The following is a 20,752-nucleotide window of genomic DNA, read 5'->3' on the forward strand; positions in this document are numbered from 1 at the left end:
GACGCCCCTACAGACCATGCCTGAATCCCACTTCTTTACCGCCCCGGAAAGTTTAAGCCAGCAAGTGGCCGACTTTCTCCTCGGGGGCGTTGATGCGGGACGCCTCGACTTGGCCCACACCCTTCTGATCACCCCCACCGCCGGAGCTACCCGGCAAGTGAACCGCCGACTCAAAGCCGCCGGACACAAGGCGCCGGCCAGTGCCCAGCCCATGCAAGCGCTGTTACCCGGCCGCGACGACATCGCCTCACCCGTCGAACGCTGTCTTGCCTGGAGCGCCGCTCTGGAAAATGCCGGCGAAAGCGTCCGGCAGGCCTTATTCTGGAAAAAGACACCCCAAACCACCGCGGAGTTACTCAAGGCGGCGCGCAACTTCAACAAGCTCGGCGATCTTCTTGCCGAGGGCGGCTACGCGCTCGACACCCTGCGACTACCCGCCCCACTCGAAGGTGGCTTCGAACAGGAGCGTTGGGCCGCGATCGCCTCTCTCTACCGGGATTACCTCGGGCAACTCGAGACATGGAAATTACAGGATCCGAACGCCCTGCGCCTCCAGCAGATCCAACTCCCTGAAACCTCATTTCACCACCTCGTCATCGCCTGCGTGCCGGACCTGCCCAAAGCCTTCGAGACCTTCGTCAACCAACTCGAGTCCAGGTCGATCCCGGTCGATTTACTCGTCTGGAATCCGACGAAAGCGGACGAAAGGGACTTCGACCGCTGGGGGCGCCCCGTCGAAAAGACCTGGAACGAACGGGCCATCGCAATCCAAGACCAACAGATCCACGTCGCCGCTTCGGCTCGAGACGAAGCCCGCCGCAGTGCCCGCCAGACGATTGCCGGGACAGCCTCCCTTGTCGTCGCCGACCCGAAACAGCAGGCGCTTCTCGCCAGTGAACTGCGCGCGCTCGGCCGGCAGCCCTACCTTCCGGAAGGAAAACCGCTCATCCGCTGCGAAGCCGCCAAGATAGCTCTGGAGTGGACGGAATTCGTTCAGAGCAAGGACTTGCGCCGCCTTCGCCGCCTTCTGGAACTACCCGCTTTTTGCCGGGCTCTGGATCCGGAGAATCCGATCACCCCGGCCGACGCACTTCGCGCCATGGATCACCTGCTGGGCGAGACCATCGCCGGCCACCTCGATGCGGCCTGGGCGGCCTCGCCCGCCTTGCCCGAGCACGCACCACCCCGCGACCAGAAAATCCGTGCCGGGGTCCGTCGCTTGCTCGGCACGGTCCGCGCACTGCTGGCCCATCCGGCATTGGAAGTCCTGGAACGGGCTTATCCCGGGGAGGATGAGCGCCCCGAAAGCGCCAAGCGCGTCCTGCAGATCGGACGTGAGTTGGAGAGCTCGCCGGCCGTTCGCCAGACCTCGAAGGAAAAGCGACAAGACGCCTGGTCGGCCCAGATCTTTGCCATGGCGATTCGGGCCGAATCACTTCAGTCTCCGGCTGAGGCCGACACGGTCACCCTGAACGGCTGGCTGGAGGCCCCCTGGTTGGGCGAAAGCGGACTCGTCCTTTGCGGGCTGATCGAAGGTCGCCTGCCGCAGTCCCTCGACGGCGACCCCTTTCTTCCGGACTCGGTCCGCCCGGAACTCGGGCTCAACCATAACACGCAACGCCTCGCCCGGGATGCCTACCTGCTCAGCAGTCTTCTCGCATCGAAGCAGCCGGAAGAAGTCCACCTCTCCTTCAGTAAATACAATTCCGATGGCGATCCGAACCGCCCCTCTCGTCTGCTTTTCCGCACCGGCGCCGAACAGCTCCCAAAGCGCACCCTGCATTTGACGCAGCCGACTGCCGCCACGACAGCACGCCCCAAGCGCCGGACGGAGTGGCGCTGGCAGCTCCCCGAAGCCCTGCCCGCCGTCAAGAAGATCAGCCCCACCCAGTTCGAATCCTACCTGGCCTGCCCCTTCCGGTTTTGTATGGAAAAAGTCCTGCGCTACGAACGCGCGCCGGAATCGGCCCGCGAGATGGATGCTGCCGTATTTGGAAACCTGATACATAGGGCGCTGGAAAATTTCGGCCTCGAAGCGATTCGCGCGGGGCAGCGCATGTTGAGCTTCACGGAGCAAGAGATTCGCGAACGGGTGCAGCAACTTCTACAGGAGGCGGCGCTGGAGCAATTCGGCCCGCAGCCGGCGCCCGCCGTCCAGGTACAATTGGCCAACGCCGCCACGCGCCTCAACGCCTTCGCCCGCGTGCAGGCGAGCTGCTTTGCCGAAGGCTGGCTGATCCTCGATGTGGAGCGGCGCTTGTCCGCCGATGACGACAATCCCTTACAGGTCGGGCCGCTCAAACTCTCCGGCATGATCGACCGGATCGAGCAACACGCGGAAACCGGCGCATTGCGCATAATGGACTACAAGACTTTCAGCTCGCTGAAGAAACCGGCGCAGACCCACCTAGGCCCCGCCTCCCACAACTGGTTGCCCGCCGCCCAGGTCGAACTCACCGTCGGCCGGCGACACAGCCCGAAGACTTGGACAAACCTGCAGCTTCCTCTCTACCGGAAAATTCTCGAGCATTGGTACCCTGAAGCCACCCAATCAGCGCCCCCGGAAACCGCTTACTTCGTGCTCCCTTCCGATCCGAACGAAACCGGCATCTACCCCTTCGAGGAACTCAGCGAAAACTTGAACCCCGGTGCCTACACCTCGGCCCTGGACTGCGCGGAAGCTGTCAGCCAAGCCATCGCCGAGGGGATCTTCTGGCCGCCCCAGCCTTTCCGAAACAACTGGGACGATCCGCTTGCCCCGCTCTTTGTTAACGGCACGCCCGAGGACTCGATTCATCCGGATACGATCGTACAACTGAAGGGAGGGGTTCGGTGAGGTCGGCCGTTCATCTTATCTTTGTAGCCAAACGCCTTCGCGTTTGGTTGGTAGACCCAACGTCCCCAACATGCCCTCCTGTCCGAAGCCGAAGGGCTTCGGCTAACCTTTCTTTCGTAGCCGAAGCCCTTCGGCTTCGGTTTCCCGCCTCATGAGCAACGAGCGACAGTTTCAACACGAGATGCTCGTCGCCAATGCGGGGAGCGGCAAGACCTATGCCTTGACCACGCGCATTATCCGCCTGCTTTTGGCCGACGTTGCCATTGACCGGATCGCGGCACTTACCTTTACCCGCAAATCAGCCGGCGAGTTCCTGGACGAACTGCTGATCCGACTGGCCGAGGCCGCCACGAGCGAGGCGAAACTCAAGGCGCTGGCCCGAGCCACCGAACAGCCGGCACTGACTCCCGAAGACTGCAGTCGTTTACTGCGGCATATCATCGAGCACTTTGGCCGCCTCGGACTCGGTACCATCGACAGCTTTTTCGCACGCATCGCCCGCCAGTTTCCCCTCGAATCGGGCCTACCGGAAGAGTTCGCCATCGCCGACAACGCCAGCCTCGCCAGCGCGCGCGACCGGGCCCTCGCCACCAGCTTCACCCGCGGTGCCAGCGGTAGCGAGGGGCTGACCGCCATGATCGACCAGTGCCGACAGATCACCCGTCGCCAGGGAGAGCGTAATGTTTTCGGCACCCTGCTCCGTCAGATCGAGTCGCTTCACCAGCGCTATCTGGAAACCCCGCACGGCTGCATCTGGGGCGACGGCCGAGCCATCTGGTCGAAGCCGCCCTTCCCGCAGGCGACTGACTTGCCTTCGGCAATCGAGGATTTCGAGCGCACCGCTTTGGCGGAAAATCCCGAGCTCTCCGAGGAAGCCGTTGCCATCCTGAAGGATAACCTCGACGCACTGCGCGCGATTGAACCGGGACAGGCCTGGAGCAAGGACACGCAGAAATTCATCGAGCAAAAAATCAGCAGTGAGCCGAAGACCAACCAACTCCGCCTCACCCGCAAAAAGACGGGCTGGCTGGAACTGACTGACGCGGTCCGCAGCGCACGCAAGGTGCTCCTGGATTCCCTCTATGCCGATGCCCTTGAGCAGAGCCTCGAACGGGCGCGCGGACTTTATCACTTCGTAGAGCAGTACGAATCGGTCTACGCGGAGCTGGTGCGCAACGCCGGCCTGATCAGCTTCGCCGATATCACCACCGTACTGGCCGAGCGCGCCGGCGATGCCGACACCCTCGACGCACTCGATTGGCGCACCCAGGTCGCCTACCGGATCGACCAGCGCTTCGATCACTGGCTGCTCGACGAATTCCAGGATACCAGCCGCACCCAATGGGCCATCCTCAAAGCCTTTATCGAGGAAGTCCTCATGGACGACGCGGCCCGCCGCTCGTTCTTCTATGTGGGTGATACCAAACAAGCCATCTACGGCTGGCGCGGCGGTGAAGCCGAGCTCTTCCGCGAGATCTCCGACTACTACGATTCGATCACGGAAGCCCCGCCCCTGACCGACTCCTGGCGCTCCACGCAACCGGTCATTGAGATGGTCAATCAGGTCTTTGCCGAGGTCGACACAGTGGCGTCAGAACTGAAGCTCCCGCAGGCCACCGTCGCCAAATGGCAGCTCGGCTGGAACGAACACCATGTGGCCGAACCCATCCGTGAACGGGTCGGCTACGGCGCCTGGCATGCCGTCGAGGACGACCCCGAAAGCGAGTATCCGCCCCAGCACGAGGAAGTTCTCAGAATTCTTGAAGAGGTCGACCCGCTCGAACGCGGCATCGAATGCGCCGTCCTGCTGCGCAAAAACGACGACGTCGCCGCACTCGCGGCCTATCTTCAGTCGAAGGGGCTCCCCGTTGCCGTCGAGGGCAAGTCCAACCCCTGCACCGATAATTTGCTCGGCAGCGCCGTGCTGGCCGCCCTGCGGACCGTGGCCCATCCGGGCGACACCCTGGCCGCAGCTGTCGCGCGTGGCCTGCCCTGCGCCAAGTCCTGGGGTATCGATAACCTGGATACATTTCGCGAACAGAGCCTGCAATCGATCGCCGAGGACGGCTTTGCACCAACGATTCAAAAGTGGATCGAGCTCGCCCTTGAGCATGCGACCTCGTCTCCCGAATCCCGTATCCCACATCCCAGATCCCAGATCTCAAACGAACCCTTCCTTCGCGAACGCGGGGAAACTCTGGTCTCCGCCGCCGAGGCCTTTGATATCGGCAATGCCAACCGCGAGGGCATCGACGCCTTCATCGCCCACATCGAAAGCCTGGAGATTCAGGAAGCCGAAAGCACCGGCGCGATTCGTATCATGACCGTTCACCAGGCCAAAGGCCTTGGTTTCGACATGGTTGTGGTCGGCGGGCTCGACCGAAGCGGACGCAGCGGCACTGCTGACGAGCTTGTGCTCGGCCCCGGGAAGGAAAATCCGCACTGGGGCCTGCTGATGCCACGCAAGGACATCGCCGAACAGGATCCACTGCTGCGCGCGTTAAACGAACGCATCACCGCCGAGGCCAAAACGAACGAACTCTGCAGCGCCTATGTCGCCCTGACCCGTGCCAAGCGGGCGGTCTACGTCGTCAGCGACGCGCTCGAGGATAAAAGCAAAGCCAGCCACTTCGGCCGTCATTTACAGCTCACCCTTGAGGAGAACTGGGAGCGGGGCGACCGGGAGTGGTTCAAGCTTTGAGTTCTAGCAGACCGCACACAAAAGTGAATGGACCCGCCCGTGATACTTCACCGCTCAAATCAAACGACACTATTTTATGAAAGCCTCCATCCTATTTCTTTTTGCCTTGTTGCTTGGTCTGTCCACAGCCGAAGCATCCGAATCCCTGAGGGCATCATTTCAAAATCCGCCGGAATCGGCCCGGGCCCACACCTGGTGGCACTGGATGAATGGGAACGTCACACGTGAAGGCATCACGGCCGATCTCGAGGCGATGGCGGCGGGCCATCTGGGTGGCGCGACTATCTTCAATATCGCGGGGCCACATCACAATAGTCACATCCCCCAAGGCGAGGCGGACTACCTGGGTCCGGTCTGGCTTGACAGGATCGAGCACGCCGCCAACGAGGCCGAGCGACTGGGTTTGACTTTGGGCATGCACAATTGCGCGGGTTGGTCCACCACCGGCGGGCCATGGGTCACGCCGGAACTGGGTATGCAACAGCTCGTCAGTTCCGAGCGATTGGTCGAAGGTGGACAAAAGCTCGAGATTCAGCTGCCACGCCCCCCGGTCACACTCAATTTCTACCGAGACGTGGCGCTCTTCGCCATCCCGGCCGATGCGGATTCCGATTACCGCCTGCCAAAATGGCAGGCCAAGGCAGCACAGCGGGCTACTCGTTCCAACCGTCAACCCGACCTGAGCCCGATTCCGGAAGGTGCCTCTATCCCTTACAATGCGATCATCGAACTGACGAGTCAGTTAAACGCAGAAGGCCGGCTCACCTGGGAGGCACCCGCCGGGAAGTGGAAACTGATCCGTATGGGACACACGCCCACCGGAATGACCAATCGCCCGGCACCGGCGGCGGGAACCGGGCTTGAAATCGACAAGCTTCGCCGCGACGCGGTGGACCTGCATTGGAATCAGGGCATCCAGCCGATCCTGGATCGCTTGGGCAAGAAAGCAGGCCCCGTCTTTAATGAGATTCTCATCGATAGCTATGAAGCGGGCCTGCACCACTGGACACCGAAGATGCGGGACGAGTTTGAGCAGCGGCGTGGTTACGACCCGGGGCCCTACCTGTTGGCACTGACGGGGCGGGCTATTGAGAGCGGCGGACATACGGGGCGCTTCTACTGGGATTTTCGGCGCACCGTCGCCGACCTCTTTAACGAAAACTACTACGGCTACATGGCGGAGCTCTGTCATGCCCGCGGCCTTCAATTTGCCGCCGAGCCCTACACCTCGACCTTCGAGGGCATGCAGGTGGGGAGTCGTGCGGATGTGCCCATGGGCGAGTTCTGGGTAAATGGGAGCTACCTCTTCTCGCTTCGCATGGCGGCCTCGATCGCCAATACGACCGGCAAAAAGATTGCGGGGGCCGAGGCCTTCACCGCAAGTCCGGAGATCGGACGCTGGCAAAACCATCCCGCCAGCCTAAAACAAGTCGGCGACCTTGCCTGGACCCTGGGCATCAATCGATACATCCTCCACGGCTGGGTTCACCAACCCTGGCTCGATCTGGTGCCAGGGATGACCATGGGCCAATATGGCAGCCACTTCGGGCGCACGAATACCTGGTGGAAACCGGGGCACGAATGGCTGGCTTACATCCAGCGCGCCCAATTTTTGCTCCAGTCGGGACACGCGGTGAAAGACGTCCTTTGCTTTGCCGGCAATGCCGCTCCGAACAATTCCGTCTACCGGCGCGACCTGGATGCCGCCGGCTACGGCTACGATTCCTGCAGCACGGAGGCCTTCCTTTCGCTGGAGGTGGAGAACGGCGAACTGGTGCTGCCGAGTGGCGCGCGCTACAAGTTGCTATTCCTCCGGCAGGATGGTTTCCATACTCCGGAGTTCGCCCGCAAGCTGCGCGACCTCGTCGCAGCCGGTGCCCGGGTTTACGGGCCGCGCCCCAGTCACAGCCCGAGCCTGAAAAACTTCCCCGACTCGGAGAAGGAAGTCGCCACCATCGGCAAGACGCTCTGGGGTGATGCGGGATCGGGCTTCGGCGTGCTCAACAACTACGGCAAGGGATACGTCTATGATGGCTTCCCGCTGGTGGAAGCCCTGCAAGCCATGAATGTCGAGCCACAGGTCGGTTTGCCTGAGGGGCTGACCTGGACCCATCGCCGCACCGAATCGACGGAAATTTTCTTTATCAGCAATCAGTCGGAGCAAATGATTTCGGGCGAAGTCGACTTCCGTGTCAATGGACGCGTCCCGGAGCTCTGGGACGCGGAATCGGGTGCCCAGCATGTGCCCATCTCATGGCGCGAGCGAAGGGGCAGGACTTATTTGCCTCTGAAACTCGCCCCGGGGAAATCCGTCTTTGTCGTCTTCGAACAAGAAGGGAGCCCTCCGGAAACGGATATTACCAAGATCGAAGGACCGGCCGGAACGGCGAGAGGATCCGACTACCACACGGGCCAGACCGGGACGATTCGTTTCTGGGATAAAGGAACCTACACCTTGTATGGCGCCAAAGGAGAGACCACAGAGATGCGGGTGGATGCGATCGGCCCCGGTCAGACGATCAGAGGGCCCTGGAAGGTTCATTTTCAAAGCGGGGCAAAGACACCGGCGGCCACCGAAATGGATCAACTCTTCGCTTGGGAAGAACATGATGACCCGGCGATCCGTTACTTCTCGGGAACCGGGCACTACCGCACAAAATTTCAATATGACGGATCGGCGAATGAACCGGACAAGGAGGTCTGGCTCGATCTGGGCGAGGTCCACGTCATCGCTGAGGTGACATTGAATGGTCAAGCGCTTCGCACCCTCTGGCATCCCCCCTATCGGGTCGAAGTCACCGATGCGCTCCGCGACGGAAATAACACACTTGAAGTCTCGGTCAGCAACCTCTGGATCAACCGCCTGATCGGGGATGCCAAATTCGAGGAGGATGTCGAGTGGAGCGACAAGTCGCTCAAGCGCTGGCCGGACTGGTTGCGCCACCCGTCCGAGCGCCCCTCCGAGCGCAGCACCTTCGCCACCTGGAAGCACTGGGGTCCGGACGATGCCTTGCGCCCGTCCGGGCTCGTCGGCCCGGTGAAGCTGCGCGAGGCAAGGATGGTTGAGGTCCGAAAATAGCGAATCGATTTCCTGGAATGTGAATCAAAGCTTCCCGGTTTCAACATTGGGACACCGCTAAGCATTACTGTTTAAAGTGAATCCAGCTTAGCTGGAGACCGCTTATTTTAACTTACAGACGCTTATATTTTGCTCTTTTGCACTCGGCCAGGGTTCAAACTCAGACTTCAGCGATGAGCGTAGAAAATTCAGAATACTTTGGGCCAGAAGGCTACGCCATGATTGGTGCTGCATTTGAAGTTCACCGCGAGCTGGGAGGAGGTATGAGCGAGGAAATTTACCAAGAGAGCTTTGAACTCGAATTGGGGTTCCGGTCGATCGAGTTCATTCCGAAAGGTGAACTACAACTATACTACAAGGGACATTTGCTGGAAAAGAAATATTATCCCGACCTGCTCGTATCCGGTGAGATCATCACCGAATTGAAAGCAGTCAAAGCGCTAAATCCCGAGCATGAGCGGCAGCTTTTGAATTACATGCGCATCACTCGCAAAGCGGTCGGCTATTTGGTAAACTTCGGCCCGCTGGATAAGTTGGAGTGGAAACGTTACATGCTAAAAGAATATATCCCAAAGTGAGATGAAGGATTTTCGTCAACGCTTTTTCAATAAGCGTTGATAAGGGATCATAAGCGGTCTCCAGCTACGCTGGATTTTTTTATTCTGACGAACAGTATCTCAATCCTGGTGGCCTTCGTCGCATCGTGCCATATGTTTTCATGGCGTTATTCTTTCCTTGGCGGGTTACAGGCCATGGTCTTGAATAACGATGAAATCTGAAACGATCTGTCCAAGCGCAGCACCTTCGCCACCTGCAAACACTGGGGGCCGGTGACTCTGCACGAGGCGAGGATGGTTCCGGTGGAAAATACGACCTCTTCGATTCAAAAATTAGGAAAAGCCGCTCCGATTTGAACAGGCATGTCGTTTTCCACATCGATAAAATGCCGTTTTCTGGGTAGTACGAATTTTGAAAGGCTTCGGTTAATCAACTGAATTATCGTGGCCTCGGTTCTGAGAACCGGGGCGATCCGCAACGACCCCGAAACAGAGTTTGCTACGCCATCTCCGTAAGAACTCCGTCGAGGCCACGCGCTAACTCGTCGATAACAACAGGCCTTCTTTGATCGGGTAGAAGCATCCGTAAAAACACGACTTTCAATACTCTCCTCCTTGGACAAGGTGTCTGTTTCATTGCTTGGACTTTCTTCTATTATCTCTGCGTTAACAGCGGAGACAGAAAAGATATTGGTCCAAAGGGTCCCGTCAATTTGGAGGGAACCCGCTTGGCTTGTCGCTCATGCGGCTCCCGCAACTGCCTGAATTCACCCCTAAATTTGTTAGGCGCCCCTCTATGGAGAAAGCGACAAGAGTGTCGCTTCTACTTTTGACGCTCCGCGTAGCTCTGCGCTGACTCTCCGCTCTCTGCGGTCGAGATCAGTGCTTCTTGATCAACGCGATTGCTTCCTCGGCAAAGCGCTGGCCGAGTGCCTTGTAGCCGGCCCCGTTGTAATGGAGGCCGCCGCCGGATGTGCCGGGGCCACCGCCATTCATTTCATCGGTGTCGACCCAGGCGCCCCGCGGATCCGACTCCGCAATCGCCATCTGGATCTCGCGGATCTTCGTCCAATGCGGATATTTGGCATTCTCCATATCAAAATCGCTGATCCGTCCGAGGACGAAATTGATTTCGGAGCGATCCAGATCCTTCTTCAGCTGATCCAGGATGCCCCGGAAACTCTTGGCGTAGACTTCGGAAAGGCCTTCCCGGGCATCCCGTTCCCCTTGCATCCAGATGAAAGTGACCGTGTCGTAGCTTTTCCCCTCGGTCGCGTTTTTAACCGCCTCCATCAGGTCCGTATATTTTTTACCAAGGGTCTCCAAGTCCCTCCCCTTGATCTCCCGCTTGTCCGGGTATTTGTAATCGTAATACCATTTGCGGATCGGTGCGCCTTTCTGAGCATCCTTGACCACGGTAACATTTTCCGCGCCGAAGGCTTTTTCCACCGCAGGCGTGAAAGTCAGCTCCGGCTTCAGAGCCGCCATGTTCGATTGACCGGAGAGGATGAAGAGGTGCTTTTCTTTAGCCGAGACGGAGCCGACGAGGACTAAAGAGAGAAGAACGAGCGGGGATAATTTAGGCATGGTGAAGACGTTGGACGGTAATTTTAAAACTACAAAAAATCCCCGTGCTCTCGAGCGCGGGGATTTTGAAAATCTTATAACCTGTTGCTTATTATCGACGGCGAAGCATGACTGAAGCCAAGCCGAGGAGACCGGCGAGCAGAGCAAAGGTCGAAGGCTCAGGAACGGCAGCCGTGTCAAAGGCAACTTGGCTAAAAGTGGAGCGGCCTGCAGTACCTCTTACCGATTTCAAAACGAACCAATCTCCAGCAACAGCACCATCGATTTCAAAGAATGCCCAGTCATAACCATCGTCGTCATGGGTCAGAAGTCCGGAGTTTGCAGCGGTAAGCACGGCACCGCCAGTTCCTCCATCCCTCTGTTCAAGAAAATAGGTCTGGGTTCCGGATCCGAAAGTATCAAACATGATGGATACACCGAGGGTCTGGCCATCAAGCGCAGATCCATCAATCTGAAACCAAAACAGGTCACGATCGTCAGTGCCGCCGTAAAAGCCGGAACGTGCGTCATCGATCCCGGTGGGGTCTGTCGGGTCATCAACATAGCCGAATGGATTGCCGCCACCAGATTTATTATAGTTGGTAATGTAAGCTGGAAGACTGGTTCCAGCACGACCATCGTAACCATCAGTGCCTATGATGTTGTCACCATCCACATCGAAGGTCTTAACCGGCGTTGGATTACGCCAGCCGAAAGAATCCGGTTCTGTGGGCAAAGATTCTGTTTTCGGATCTACGTTTTCCTGCTCGCCACTGTAGGTAATGCTTGCTTGCGCATTAGCATTACCAATTGCTGCAAAAAGCCCAAATCCAGATAAAACCAAGGCTAGTGAGGTTTGTTTTTTCATAATGATTCTCCTGTTGAAGAATGAGATGTTAGGGAGGGGTTGTTGTATCCTAATTGCTCAATGATAGGGGTCATCATTTGGCGAATTATTGTGTTTCGCAAATTAAAAAAAAGATTTTAACCTGTCTCAATTTAAATCAGCTTAAGTCTGTGCCGGGAGTATTACACAAACCAGCATCGCCCGGCGTGAGACAAACACGGAAGTTGGCCGAAGCTTTTTGGCTGCGATTCCCAACTTTGAGGTAGTCACCCTAGAAAAGCGAGAGGCGTGTCGCTTCTACCTTTAAAGCTCCGCGCCACTCGGCTGCCCTCTGCGGTTAGGATCTGTGCCGCTTGATCAACGCAATGGCTTCCTCGGCGAAGCGCTGGCCGAGCGCCTTGTAGCCGGCTCCGTTGTAATGGAGGCCGCCACCGGATGTGCCGGGGCCACCGCCATTCATTTCATCAGTGTCGACCCAGGCGCCCCGCGGATCCGACTCGGCAATCGCCATCTGGATCTCGCGGATCTTCGTCCAGTGCGGATATTTGGTATTCTCCATATGAAAATCGCTGATCCGCCCGAGGACGAAATTGATTTCGGAGCGATCCAGATCCTTTTTCAGCTGATCCAGAATGCCACGGAAACTCTCAGCGTAGACTTCGGAAAGGCCCTCCCGGGCATCGCGTTCACCCTGCATCCAGATGAAGGTGACGGAATCGTAGCGTTTGCCTTCGGTCGCGCTTTTCACCGCGGCCATTAGATCCCTGTATTTGTAGCCCAAGCTAGCGGCCAGCTTTCCCTTGATCTCCCGCTTGTCCGGGTATTCGTAGTCCCCTCATACCAACTGCGAATGGCTGCGCCATTCTGAGCGTCTTTGACGACCGTAACGTTTTCTGCGCCGAATTCAGCTTCCACGGCAGGTGTGAAGCTCAGCTCGGGCTTCAGGGCGGCCATGTTGGATTGGCCGGAGAGGATGAATAGATGCTTTTCTGCGGCGGAGAGGGCGCCGGAGAGGACTAAAGAAAGTAGAAAGAGCGCGGGTAATTTAGGCATGGTGAAAACGTTAAAACTACAAAAAATCCCCGTGCTCTCGAGCGCGGGGATTTTGAAAAACTTATAACCTGTTGCTTATTTACGGCGGCGAAGCATGACACAAGTCAGGCCGAAGCAACCGGCAATCAGCGCGAAGGAGGAAGGCTCTGGAACGACTGAACCTGTAATCATAAGATTATCGAATGGGTTGGTATTATTTTTAGAGGTATTTACACCAGAGTCGAACACGATGAACCCAAAGGTGACGGACTCTCCGTTGGCAATTGTGACGTCGGGAGCGGCACTAAGGTCTGTGATGTCGAAGTCACCCATATCGTATGAAGCTTCAGAAGTATAGCCATTATAAGCAATGTTGGTAAAACTGGCTACTGCGGTAGTTGTTCCACCTTTGGTGATTTCAAGACGTATGCCATCATTTGATCCATCTCGTCTTTCGTAGTCAAAATGAACCGAGTCGAATACGTAATCGGTACCAGAATTGTTTGTGAAGGTCCACGCCATGGCATCAGTACTGTTTAAGCCTAGCGAAAAAGTTTCAGTTGTTGAAGCACCTGAAAAGGCCGTTCCGAAGGTCCCGTCGCTGGAGGTAGTATTACGACCACCGGCCCCATTGTGACTGCCGCTTACTGAGAAGCCACTCAACAGCGTATCTGGGCCAATATCGGAGGTACCTATGTCAGTCCACACGTCCCAAGAGGCGATGGTTGTGGCATTTGCGCTGTTAAAAAGCCCGGCCAGGCCAAAGAGGGCGACCGCGCTGATGAGTTTCTTTAGGGGCGGGGGGTTGTTTTTCATAATGTAAAGCTTTTACTGTTCTTTGTGAGCGTATGAATGGTTTGGTTTTTGTATGAGACTAGATCACTTTATGTGACTTGCATCGTTTTCTCTCAAGAAATTAAAAATACACTACTTGTCTCAAATTAATACTAGTATGTGAGCTAGTCGATATGTCATTGTTCGTTGAATGATAGTTATTTGTGAAATAATAATTCCATATTTTAATTAAGATAAGATGCATGAATTTTCGAAACCCGTAGGGTTTAGAACAGCCAAATTGTCTTTTTTAGGTCTTGCGGATGAGATTCAGCGCGAATGACAGAATGATCCGGCGGAGCCGGGGAAACTGACTGAAAGGAATCAGAAGACGTTCGAGCCTGTTATCCTATCCTGAGCGACAGTGAAGGGCTGAGTGTCGGCGAAGCCCGTCGGCGGCACAGTATCAGTTCACCAAGCGACTCCCTCCCCGGAAATGCTCCATTGTGGTGAGTTGGAAGCGTCTGCCGTAAATAATTACGCTTTAAGAAAATTGCGGGCTCTGAAGAAGCCCGCCCTACACTGTGGTGTAAGTTGTGGGAGGTGCTTCCCGTCCTGTCCTCCGGAGCCTTGGCGCAGGAGGAAGCGACCGCGTGCCACTTATGCCGCGTCGTTTGAAATCACCACACTAGACAGCATTTAAGATATGACTGTCTTGTGATACGGGGACATCTAAAAATAAGTGCAGTCTCAATCACCGCGTCCAAGCCATGATAGTTCCAATTCATAGACCGGTTCCTCAAGATTTTCGGCCCGGTAGACCGTGATCTGCTCGGCATCGAAATCGATTTGAGACCAGGCATCGTCTTCTTCCTGCATGTCTTTCAAGTGTAGGTGATGGACGGTTCCCCACTTTGGCATAGTCGCCTCGCAAAAGCGACATGAGTGTCGCTTCTACTTTCAAAGCTCTGAAACCAGTGATTCTTGATTAACGCAATCGCCTCCTCGGTACTACTCTTACTGCCGGTGCCGATGTAATGGAGTCTGCCGTCTGATGTGCCGAAGCCCAAGCGCTTGACCCAGCAAATGGGGTTTAGATGGCAGCATCAGTGAGCGAGCCTGGAAGTTGGTTGAGGCGCACCCGCCGGAGACCTGTCTCGGCAGCGCCCGACCCGGAGCGGTGCTGGAGATTCTGGGTCAGATATCAAGCTCGGGGTTCGCCTTTTTCGGCTCTATTGGGAATTCTCCACTACCGGCCCGATGGTGCCCCCTTCGATAAATTCTGCCGCTGTGTAGTAGGCTTTATTGTGGACGGTCCTGCGACGGGCCAATTGTCTGATCCATTGGAGCACGCGATCGACCACCGCACTCTTGTCCCAACGGATATGAGCAACACGCGGATGACACCAGTCAAACAGCGCCTGCGCGTCACTACAGACAAGCGAAATGTCATTTGGAACCGCGACATTGGCCTGAGTAAGGTACAGCAGTGCAGCGAAGAAGAACTCGCGTTCATCTACGATGATAGCGGTCGGGGCAGCCCGATTGTCTTTGAGAAGGGATCTTAAGCACGCTTCGAAACCGTCCCGATCATCCTGCCAATCCGGCAAGTGACATTCAGGGCTCACGCTGATCCCGCAACGCCTCAATTCTTCAAGATAAGAGCGCTCAATATGACCGAGGCCGGACTCGCGCCGTTCGTCTCGGCTGAGATAGACAATCCGGCGATGCCCGAGCTCAGTCAGTCGTCGGACCGCACGCCGTATCGCCTGTTCCTTATCCGGGCCCACGCTGGGGATCGATATTCGGTGACGTCGGCCGAAAACGGCGAAGGCCGATTGATCCTGACTGGCAAACCACTCCAAAATCGAGTGCGGCGCGGCCAGCACGATCCACGCGTCGGCCGCATTTCTATGAACAAATCGCTGCAACCGGCTGACGTCCATGCCCATATCCAACAAGGACCTTTGAGCGATCGTCACGTTGTGGCCCGCCTGACGCAGCCGTTGCATGATCTCATAGATTAAAAAAATGGGCTGGTCGTTATCCCCGTTCAGCAGGATTTGTATATTCAGCCGCCTTGTATGCCTGGAGGACAGGGTTATGCGCCGGCTCCGCCCCAAGCCCTGCGGTTCGGTCAGTCCCTCGTCCTCCAGAATTTCGAGCGCCGCCGTAATCGTCTTGCGGTCAACCTGCATTTCCGACGCGAGTGACGGTGTCCCCGGGAGTTCCTCAATCCAACGCCCTTTAAGCATCTCTTCACGAAGATGTCGCGCCAGTTGCTCGGATGGTGAAAGTATTCTAACCGACATAAAAATATCAACAGATTAGCGAATGGTTCGGACAAGCTGCGGACTAACATGCTTCTTGTCTATTCTATATTTTGTTATTTATATGAGGGCTTTAATAGATTCACGAAATTGACTCGTCCTTTTGGTGTAAAAGGCTGACATGAGATCTAAAATAGGCGGCCCGGTATTACAGCTAGGGCTGAGTCACTTCGATATCGACGAAAAGCTTGTCGAGGGGATCGCCGGTAATGGCGGCGGTGACCTCGACCATACCGTCAGCCGGTGTGCCCTGACTGAAGGTCACCGTGGTGTTGTCAAAGCTGTCGCCGTCGACATGAAAACTGTCGAGATCCTTGGACCAGCGGTAAACCGCGCTGATGTCTGCGGCTGGCGAATCGCTTAAAGGATGGGTGAAAGTCATCGAATCGCCGCTGACGGTGCCGGAGACGAGCCCCTGCGAGAACTCGCCGGGATGGGTGCCGAAATAGTTTTCGATCCCGTTCGCATGGCCGTCGCCATCGGGGTCGTCGCCAAAGTCCTGGTCGGCTGGGTCCAGTCCGAATTCCGGCGAAGCGAGCCAGTCGGCCAGCGTATCGCCTCCTGAAATGACGCTCGTATCAAAGGTGATGCCACCTGCGTGGGAAAAATTGTGATCATCCGCATCCGCGTTGAGCGTGAAGACATCGCCGGAACTTACATTGGTAAGATCGAAAAAGACGACATCGATACCATCGCTTCCCGCTGTTACGAGACCACTGGTTGCGGTAACCGAACCACTCGTTCCATTTTGAGTCAGGGTGAAAGCAATGTCCCCTGTGCCCCAGTGCGTATCGTAGATGATGCCTATACGCAGTGTCTGGCCGTCCAGAGCAGTGCCTGTGATCTGGAACGATAGGATGTCCACTGAACCTTGTGCGTTGCCACTGTCATACCAGAAACCATGTATAATATCATCGGTGCCGCTCGGATCCGATGGATCGTCAATGACGCCCCAACCGCCACTTTTAGCAGCATTAGGAGCTATTTTGGTGATGTTATCGATGTAGGAAGGTAGTGAGACGGTCGATCCGTCATTAAAAATCCGGTAGCCGTCGGTGCCGAGAATGTTATCGCCGTCGATATCGAGTGGCTTGTCAGGCGTCGTATTCCGCCACCCGATTCCTGCATCGCTGGCCTCCGTTTCGACATTTGTCTGATTGCCGACATAAGAAATCGTCGCTCCAGTCGGTGCTGCCTGCGGCGTGGCACTGACCTCGCCGGAGTTCCCGCTTTCGCCGTTCGTGTTCACGGCCGAGACGACGTAGTAGTAGGTGGTACCGTTCGATACGGTGGCATCGGTCAAACTATTGTTGTTCGGGCTGGCTACGGTCGAGTAAGGGCCGCCCATCGAGGTCCCGCGCTTCACATTGTAGCTGTCGGCACCGGACGAGGCGTCCCAACTGAGGTCGACCTGCCCGTCGCCGGGGGTGGCAACCAGGCCGGTCGGCGCGTCGGGAGGCAGAGCTTGGGGTGTGGCGCTGGCTTCGCCGGAATCGGGACTTTCCCCTTCCGCATTCACAGCTGAAACCACGTAATAGTAAGTGGTTCCGTTGCTCACCGTGCTGTCGGAAAAGCTATTGGTGGTCGGGCTCGCTACAGTCGAGTAGGGCCCGCCCTCGGCGGTGCCGCGCTTCACATTGTAGCTGGCGGCACCGCTGGAGACGTTCCAGGTCAGGTCCACTTGGCCATCACCGGGGGTAGCAGCCAGACCAGTCGGTGTGCCTGGCGGCGTAGCAATATCAGTGATAACATCAAAGGTAACGCCACTGACGTGGGGCAGGCCTGCGCCTGCACTCGCATTGACGGTAAAGACATCGCCGTCGTTGACCTCCGTGATGTCGAAGAATACGAAGTCAAGGCCGTCGTTGCCCCAGCTGACGGTGCCGCTGTTATCCGCTGCAGCGCCGCCGGCGGTCTGGGTGATAGTGAGCTGCTGGTTACCAGAGCCATTGTAGCCGTCGTAAGCCAGCCCGACCCGCAGGGTCTTACCGTCCAAATCGGTCCCGGTGATGGTAAAGGTGAACACATCGGTTGTGCCGCCGGTGGTTGTTAGATACCAGAGCCCGTAATTGATGTCATCCGAGCCGGATGGATCGCTGGGGTTATCCATCACGCCGAACGATGCGTTTGCATTGGAATGCGTCGAGACATGAGTGACGGCACTGATGTAGCTCGGAAGGGAGACGACTGAAAATGCGCTGTTGTTCCTGAACATGGCATAACCGTCCGTTCCCAGAATGTTGTCCCCATCGATGTCGTGGGTTTTGGCAGGCGTCGTGTTACGCCAGCCGGAGGTCGGGTCATCGGTCTTGGCGTCCACATTGTCCTGATGGCCGACATAAGTGATAACGGCGCCGGCAGCGGGTTCCTGTGGCGTCGCGCTGGCCTCGGCGGAATCGGCGCTATTGCCGTAGGTATTGCTGGCCGAAACCACGTAGTAGTAGGTCGTGCCGTTTGTGGCGCTGAGATCGGTGTAGCTGATACCCGGAGTGGTGCCGATGCCTGAATAGGGTCCGCCCATGGTGGTGCTGCGCTTGACGTTGTAGCTGTCCGCACCGCTGCTCGCGCTCCAGCTTAGGTCCACGCGATTGTCTCCGGGCGTGGCACTCAGGCCGGTGGGTGCGTCAGGCGGGTTAGTCGCTTCCACCGGAGTTGCGCTAACCTCGGTAGAGTCGGCGCTCGAGCCGATGGTGTTCACCGCTGCGACCACGTAGTAGTAGGTGGTGCCATTGGCCGCCGTCGTGTCGGCGTAGCTGGTGCCGCTGGGGCTGCCGATGCTGGCATAAGGGCCGCCTGTCGTGGTGCTGCGCTTGACGTTGTAGCTGTCGGCCCCGGTGGCGGCATCCCAGGCTAGGTCCACCCGGCCGTCGCCGGAAGTGGCGTTGAGGCCTGTGGGTGTGCTTGGCGGGTTGGGATTGTCGGCTGCGGTGGTCAGGAAGGGTGCTGCCGGCAAGTCCTCCAGATTGTAAAGGGTGCCTCCATCCGTATTTGTGGCGTAGAGGTAGCGGGCCGCCTCCGGGTTGGGCACCGAGGCGGAGCTGAGCACAACCGTCGAGCCCGCAATCGAAGCGTTGGCTGCGTGCCAGACCTCGTCCGAGCCCGCGAGTTCAAAGCCGAGCACATCTGCGACCGGCGACGGGGCGTCGGTGCTCTGTGGGCTCGGCTTTGCTGCTGCGACCAGGCCACTGCCGACATAGTCGAAGGAAATGGTGACGTTGGCTCCATCGAATACGGCGGAGCTGAAAAGCGGACCGGAGGGCACGACGCTGGACTGGCCGTATTCATTGAGCAGCGCCCACTGGGCCAGCCTGCGGCCGACATCGTATTTATTGGGCGGGTGCAGATTCTCCGGCCAGGGCAGGCCGACCCCGCCGACATCGACCAGCGTGGCCATACCGGTGTTGGTCAGCGTCAAGGCACGGCGCTGTGATTCGCGGATGATGGGCCATGAGACCGAACCATCGAAGCTGGGCAATTGCGCATAGTAGAAGGGAAAGTCACCCTGCTGCCACTCGTCGCGCCAGCCCTGGAAGAGCGCCGCGAGTTTCCAAAAGTAGTCTTCGCCGTCATTGGCGTTGGCCTCACCCTGATACCAAAGCGCCCCCGTCATTGCGTAGCCGGTTATGGGTGCGACCATCGCGAAGAACTTCTTGCAGGGATCCGGGGTGAACACACCGCGGAATGATGAAGCCGGGATCTGATCGGTCACCAGGCCGATGCTGTCGGGCGTGACAAACTCACCGATCCGCGAGTTGCCGAAGGTGCTGTTGATGAGCCCGATCGGCACGCCCGTTTCCTGGGAAATAGTAGTGGCGAAGAAGAACCCGGCTGCGGTGTAATCCTGAACCGTGGTGCTGTCGCAGACCGTCCAGCCTGCATTGCCGTTGGGGAGTCGCTTCTGGCGGAACTCCGCTTGCGCATTGCTGATGTCGATGTGGCGGATGGTGGGGAAGTTGTCCGGGTCGATGAAGGCCGGCATGTCGGCGGCATATTGGCTGCCGTTAAAATCCATCTCCATGTTGGACTGGCCGCTGCAGAGCCACACGTCGCCCACGAGGAGGTTCGAAATCGTGACCGTATCCGCACCGGCCGAGATGGTCATGGTCTGCGGTGTGGTGTTGGCTGTCAGCGACAGCAACTCGGCCTCCCATCGGCCGTTGGCATCCGCAGTGCCGTTGACGCTCTGGCCCGCGAAATCGACCGTGACCACCGTGCCGGGGTCATCCCAGCCCCAGACCGGCACGACCATGCCGCGCTGGATGACGCCGTTGTCCGAGAAAATGCCAGCGACTTCGAGCGGCGCGACGTAGGTGCCCCGGACTGTGCCATCCACTTCGGGTAGCTGCGTCCCGGGGTTTGTCGGCGCGCTGTCCAGAAAGATGCCGCCCACCTGCTCAACTCCGCTTCCGGTCAGAATCTCAGTGCTGATCCGGAAGGTGTCGCCCTCCACGGCACCGGTGATATTGAAAAATGCGGCATTGAGCGATGTTGCGTCGTGGGTGAGCGAGGGTGTCGTCACCATTTGGTTGCCGCCGACCGTCTGCGTCACGGTAAAGGTGCTGGTGCCGTTGACCATCACGCCGTAGAGTATGCCGACACGCAGTGTCTTCCCGACCAGTTCATCGCCTTCAATCACAAGTTCGAAAACATCAACCTGACCGTTCGCATTCGGGTCGTAGAAAACCCCGGCACTCAGGTTATCGCTGCCGGAGGCGTTGTCGGGATCATCCCAGAGCCCCCAACTGCTCGCATGGTTGTAGCCCGGCGATCTTCTAATGATCCAACCGTAGCTCGGGTTCGCGCTCTTTGCCGCCACCTGGTAGCCGTCCGTGCCAAGGACGTTGTCCACATCGATATCGAGTGTCTTGCTCGGCGTCGCATTGCGCCAGCCGGAGGTCGGTGTGTCGGCATCGGCCTCGACGGCATCCTGGTGGCCGACAAAAGTAATATCGGCGGCCCGAAGTGGCGCGAGCCAAGTGAGATAACATACCGCAAGGGCAAGACAAATGGGGGCGTTTTTTTGCATGTGA

12 protein-coding genes are annotated in these 20,752 nt (G+C 57.6%); 4 read left to right on the top strand and 8 right to left on the bottom strand.

Annotation, left to right across the window (positions count from 1 at the left end; genetic code table 11):
* Positions 1-16 precede the first annotated feature (16 nt).
* The 4 genes from DDZ13_RS12080 to DDZ13_RS12095 all read left to right on the top strand — a co-directional run bounded on the left by DDZ13_RS12080 (position 17) and on the right by DDZ13_RS12095 (position 9,194).
* Positions 17-2,836 (top strand): PD-(D/E)XK nuclease family protein, encoded by a 2,820-nt coding sequence (locus DDZ13_RS12080; RefSeq protein WP_110131714.1) that lies wholly within the window; start codon positions 17-19, stop codon positions 2,834-2,836.
* A 151-nt stretch (positions 2,837-2,987) separates the two neighbouring features.
* Entirely contained in the window at positions 2,988-5,537 is a 2,550-nt protein-coding gene (locus DDZ13_RS12085) for a UvrD-helicase domain-containing protein (protein WP_110131715.1), read from the top strand.
* A gap of 76 nt (positions 5,538-5,613) precedes the next feature.
* The gene (locus DDZ13_RS12090) at positions 5,614-8,616 is read left to right on the top strand and encodes a glycosyl hydrolase (RefSeq protein ID WP_110131716.1); all 3,003 of its coding nucleotides are present in this window, start codon (positions 5,614-5,616) and stop codon (positions 8,614-8,616) included.
* Positions 8,617-8,789: 173 nt separating this feature from the next.
* Complete coding sequence (locus DDZ13_RS12095; RefSeq protein ID WP_110131717.1) at positions 8,790-9,194, top strand: GxxExxY protein; 405 nt, start codon at positions 8,790-8,792, stop codon at positions 9,192-9,194.
* An 858-nt stretch (positions 9,195-10,052) separates the two neighbouring features.
* On the opposite strand, the gene DDZ13_RS12100 is transcribed toward DDZ13_RS12095, so the two are convergent.
* The 8 genes from DDZ13_RS12100 to DDZ13_RS12130 form a co-directional block, all read right to left on the bottom strand.
* Complete coding sequence (locus DDZ13_RS12100; protein ID WP_110131718.1) at positions 10,053-10,760, bottom strand: sialate O-acetylesterase; 708 nt, start codon at positions 10,758-10,760, stop codon at positions 10,053-10,055.
* A 91-nt stretch (positions 10,761-10,851) separates the two neighbouring features.
* Entirely contained in the window at positions 10,852-11,607 is a 756-nt protein-coding gene (locus tag DDZ13_RS12105) for a PEP-CTERM sorting domain-containing protein (RefSeq protein WP_110131719.1), read from the bottom strand.
* Positions 11,608-11,923: 316 nt separating this feature from the next.
* Positions 11,924-12,343 carry a sialate O-acetylesterase gene (locus DDZ13_RS12110; RefSeq protein ID WP_110131720.1) on the bottom strand — a complete coding sequence of 140 codons (420 nt, stop codon included), beginning with the start codon at positions 12,341-12,343 and terminating at the stop codon, positions 11,924-11,926.
* A complete protein-coding gene (locus DDZ13_RS12115; protein WP_110131721.1) occupies positions 12,343-12,639 on the bottom strand; it encodes a hypothetical protein in 297 nt (98 codons plus the stop codon). The genes DDZ13_RS12110 and DDZ13_RS12115 overlap by 1 nt, the downstream gene beginning before the upstream one ends.
* A 75-nt stretch (positions 12,640-12,714) precedes the next feature.
* A complete protein-coding gene (locus DDZ13_RS12120; RefSeq protein ID WP_110131722.1) occupies positions 12,715-13,434 on the bottom strand; it encodes a PEP-CTERM sorting domain-containing protein in 720 nt (239 codons plus the stop codon).
* 708 nt (positions 13,435-14,142) lie between these two features.
* Entirely contained in the window at positions 14,143-14,313 is a 171-nt protein-coding gene (locus tag DDZ13_RS15520) for a hypothetical protein (RefSeq protein ID WP_158279911.1), read from the bottom strand.
* 311 nt (positions 14,314-14,624) lie between these two features.
* The gene (locus DDZ13_RS12125) at positions 14,625-15,704 is read right to left on the bottom strand and encodes a substrate-binding domain-containing protein (RefSeq protein ID WP_110131723.1); all 1,080 of its coding nucleotides are present in this window, start codon (positions 15,702-15,704) and stop codon (positions 14,625-14,627) included.
* Positions 15,705-15,876: 172 nt separating this feature from the next.
* Positions 15,877-20,748 carry a sialate O-acetylesterase gene (locus DDZ13_RS12130; RefSeq protein ID WP_110131724.1) on the bottom strand — a complete coding sequence of 1,624 codons (4,872 nt, stop codon included), beginning with the start codon at positions 20,746-20,748 and terminating at the stop codon, positions 15,877-15,879.
* Positions 20,749-20,752: the final 4 nt, after the last annotated feature.

Source organism: Coraliomargarita sinensis (genome assembly GCF_003185655.1).
Lineage (GTDB): Bacteria > Verrucomicrobiota > Verrucomicrobiia > Opitutales > Coraliomargaritaceae > Coraliomargarita_B > Coraliomargarita_B sinensis.

Bases quoted from the DNA above. Each gene is read 5' to 3' on its own strand.
- DDZ13_RS12130 (WP_110131724.1), bottom strand. From the start codon at position 20,748: ATGCAAAAAAACGCCCCCATTTGTCTTGCCCTTGCGGTATGTTATCTC.
- DDZ13_RS12115 (WP_110131721.1), bottom strand. From the start codon at position 12,639: ATGCCTAAATTACCCGCGCTCTTTCTACTTTCTTTAGTCCTCTCCGGC.
- DDZ13_RS12125 (WP_110131723.1), bottom strand. From the start codon at position 15,704: ATGTCGGTTAGAATACTTTCACCATCCGAGCAACTGGCGCGACATCTT.
- DDZ13_RS12085 (WP_110131715.1), top strand. From the start codon at position 2,988: ATGAGCAACGAGCGACAGTTTCAACACGAGATGCTCGTCGCCAATGCG.
- DDZ13_RS12090 (WP_110131716.1), top strand. From the start codon at position 5,614: ATGAAAGCCTCCATCCTATTTCTTTTTGCCTTGTTGCTTGGTCTGTCC.
- DDZ13_RS12105 (WP_110131719.1), bottom strand. From the start codon at position 11,607: ATGAAAAAACAAACCTCACTAGCCTTGGTTTTATCTGGATTTGGGCTT.
- DDZ13_RS12080 (WP_110131714.1), top strand. From the start codon at position 17: ATGCCTGAATCCCACTTCTTTACCGCCCCGGAAAGTTTAAGCCAGCAA.
- DDZ13_RS12120 (WP_110131722.1), bottom strand. From the start codon at position 13,434: ATGAAAAACAACCCCCCGCCCCTAAAGAAACTCATCAGCGCGGTCGCC.
- DDZ13_RS12095 (WP_110131717.1), top strand. From the start codon at position 8,790: ATGAGCGTAGAAAATTCAGAATACTTTGGGCCAGAAGGCTACGCCATG.
- DDZ13_RS12100 (WP_110131718.1), bottom strand. From the start codon at position 10,760: ATGCCTAAATTATCCCCGCTCGTTCTTCTCTCTTTAGTCCTCGTCGGC.
- DDZ13_RS15520 (WP_158279911.1), bottom strand. From the start codon at position 14,313: ATGCCAAAGTGGGGAACCGTCCATCACCTACACTTGAAAGACATGCAG.
- DDZ13_RS12110 (WP_110131720.1), bottom strand. From the start codon at position 12,343: ATGGCCGCGGTGAAAAGCGCGACCGAAGGCAAACGCTACGATTCCGTC.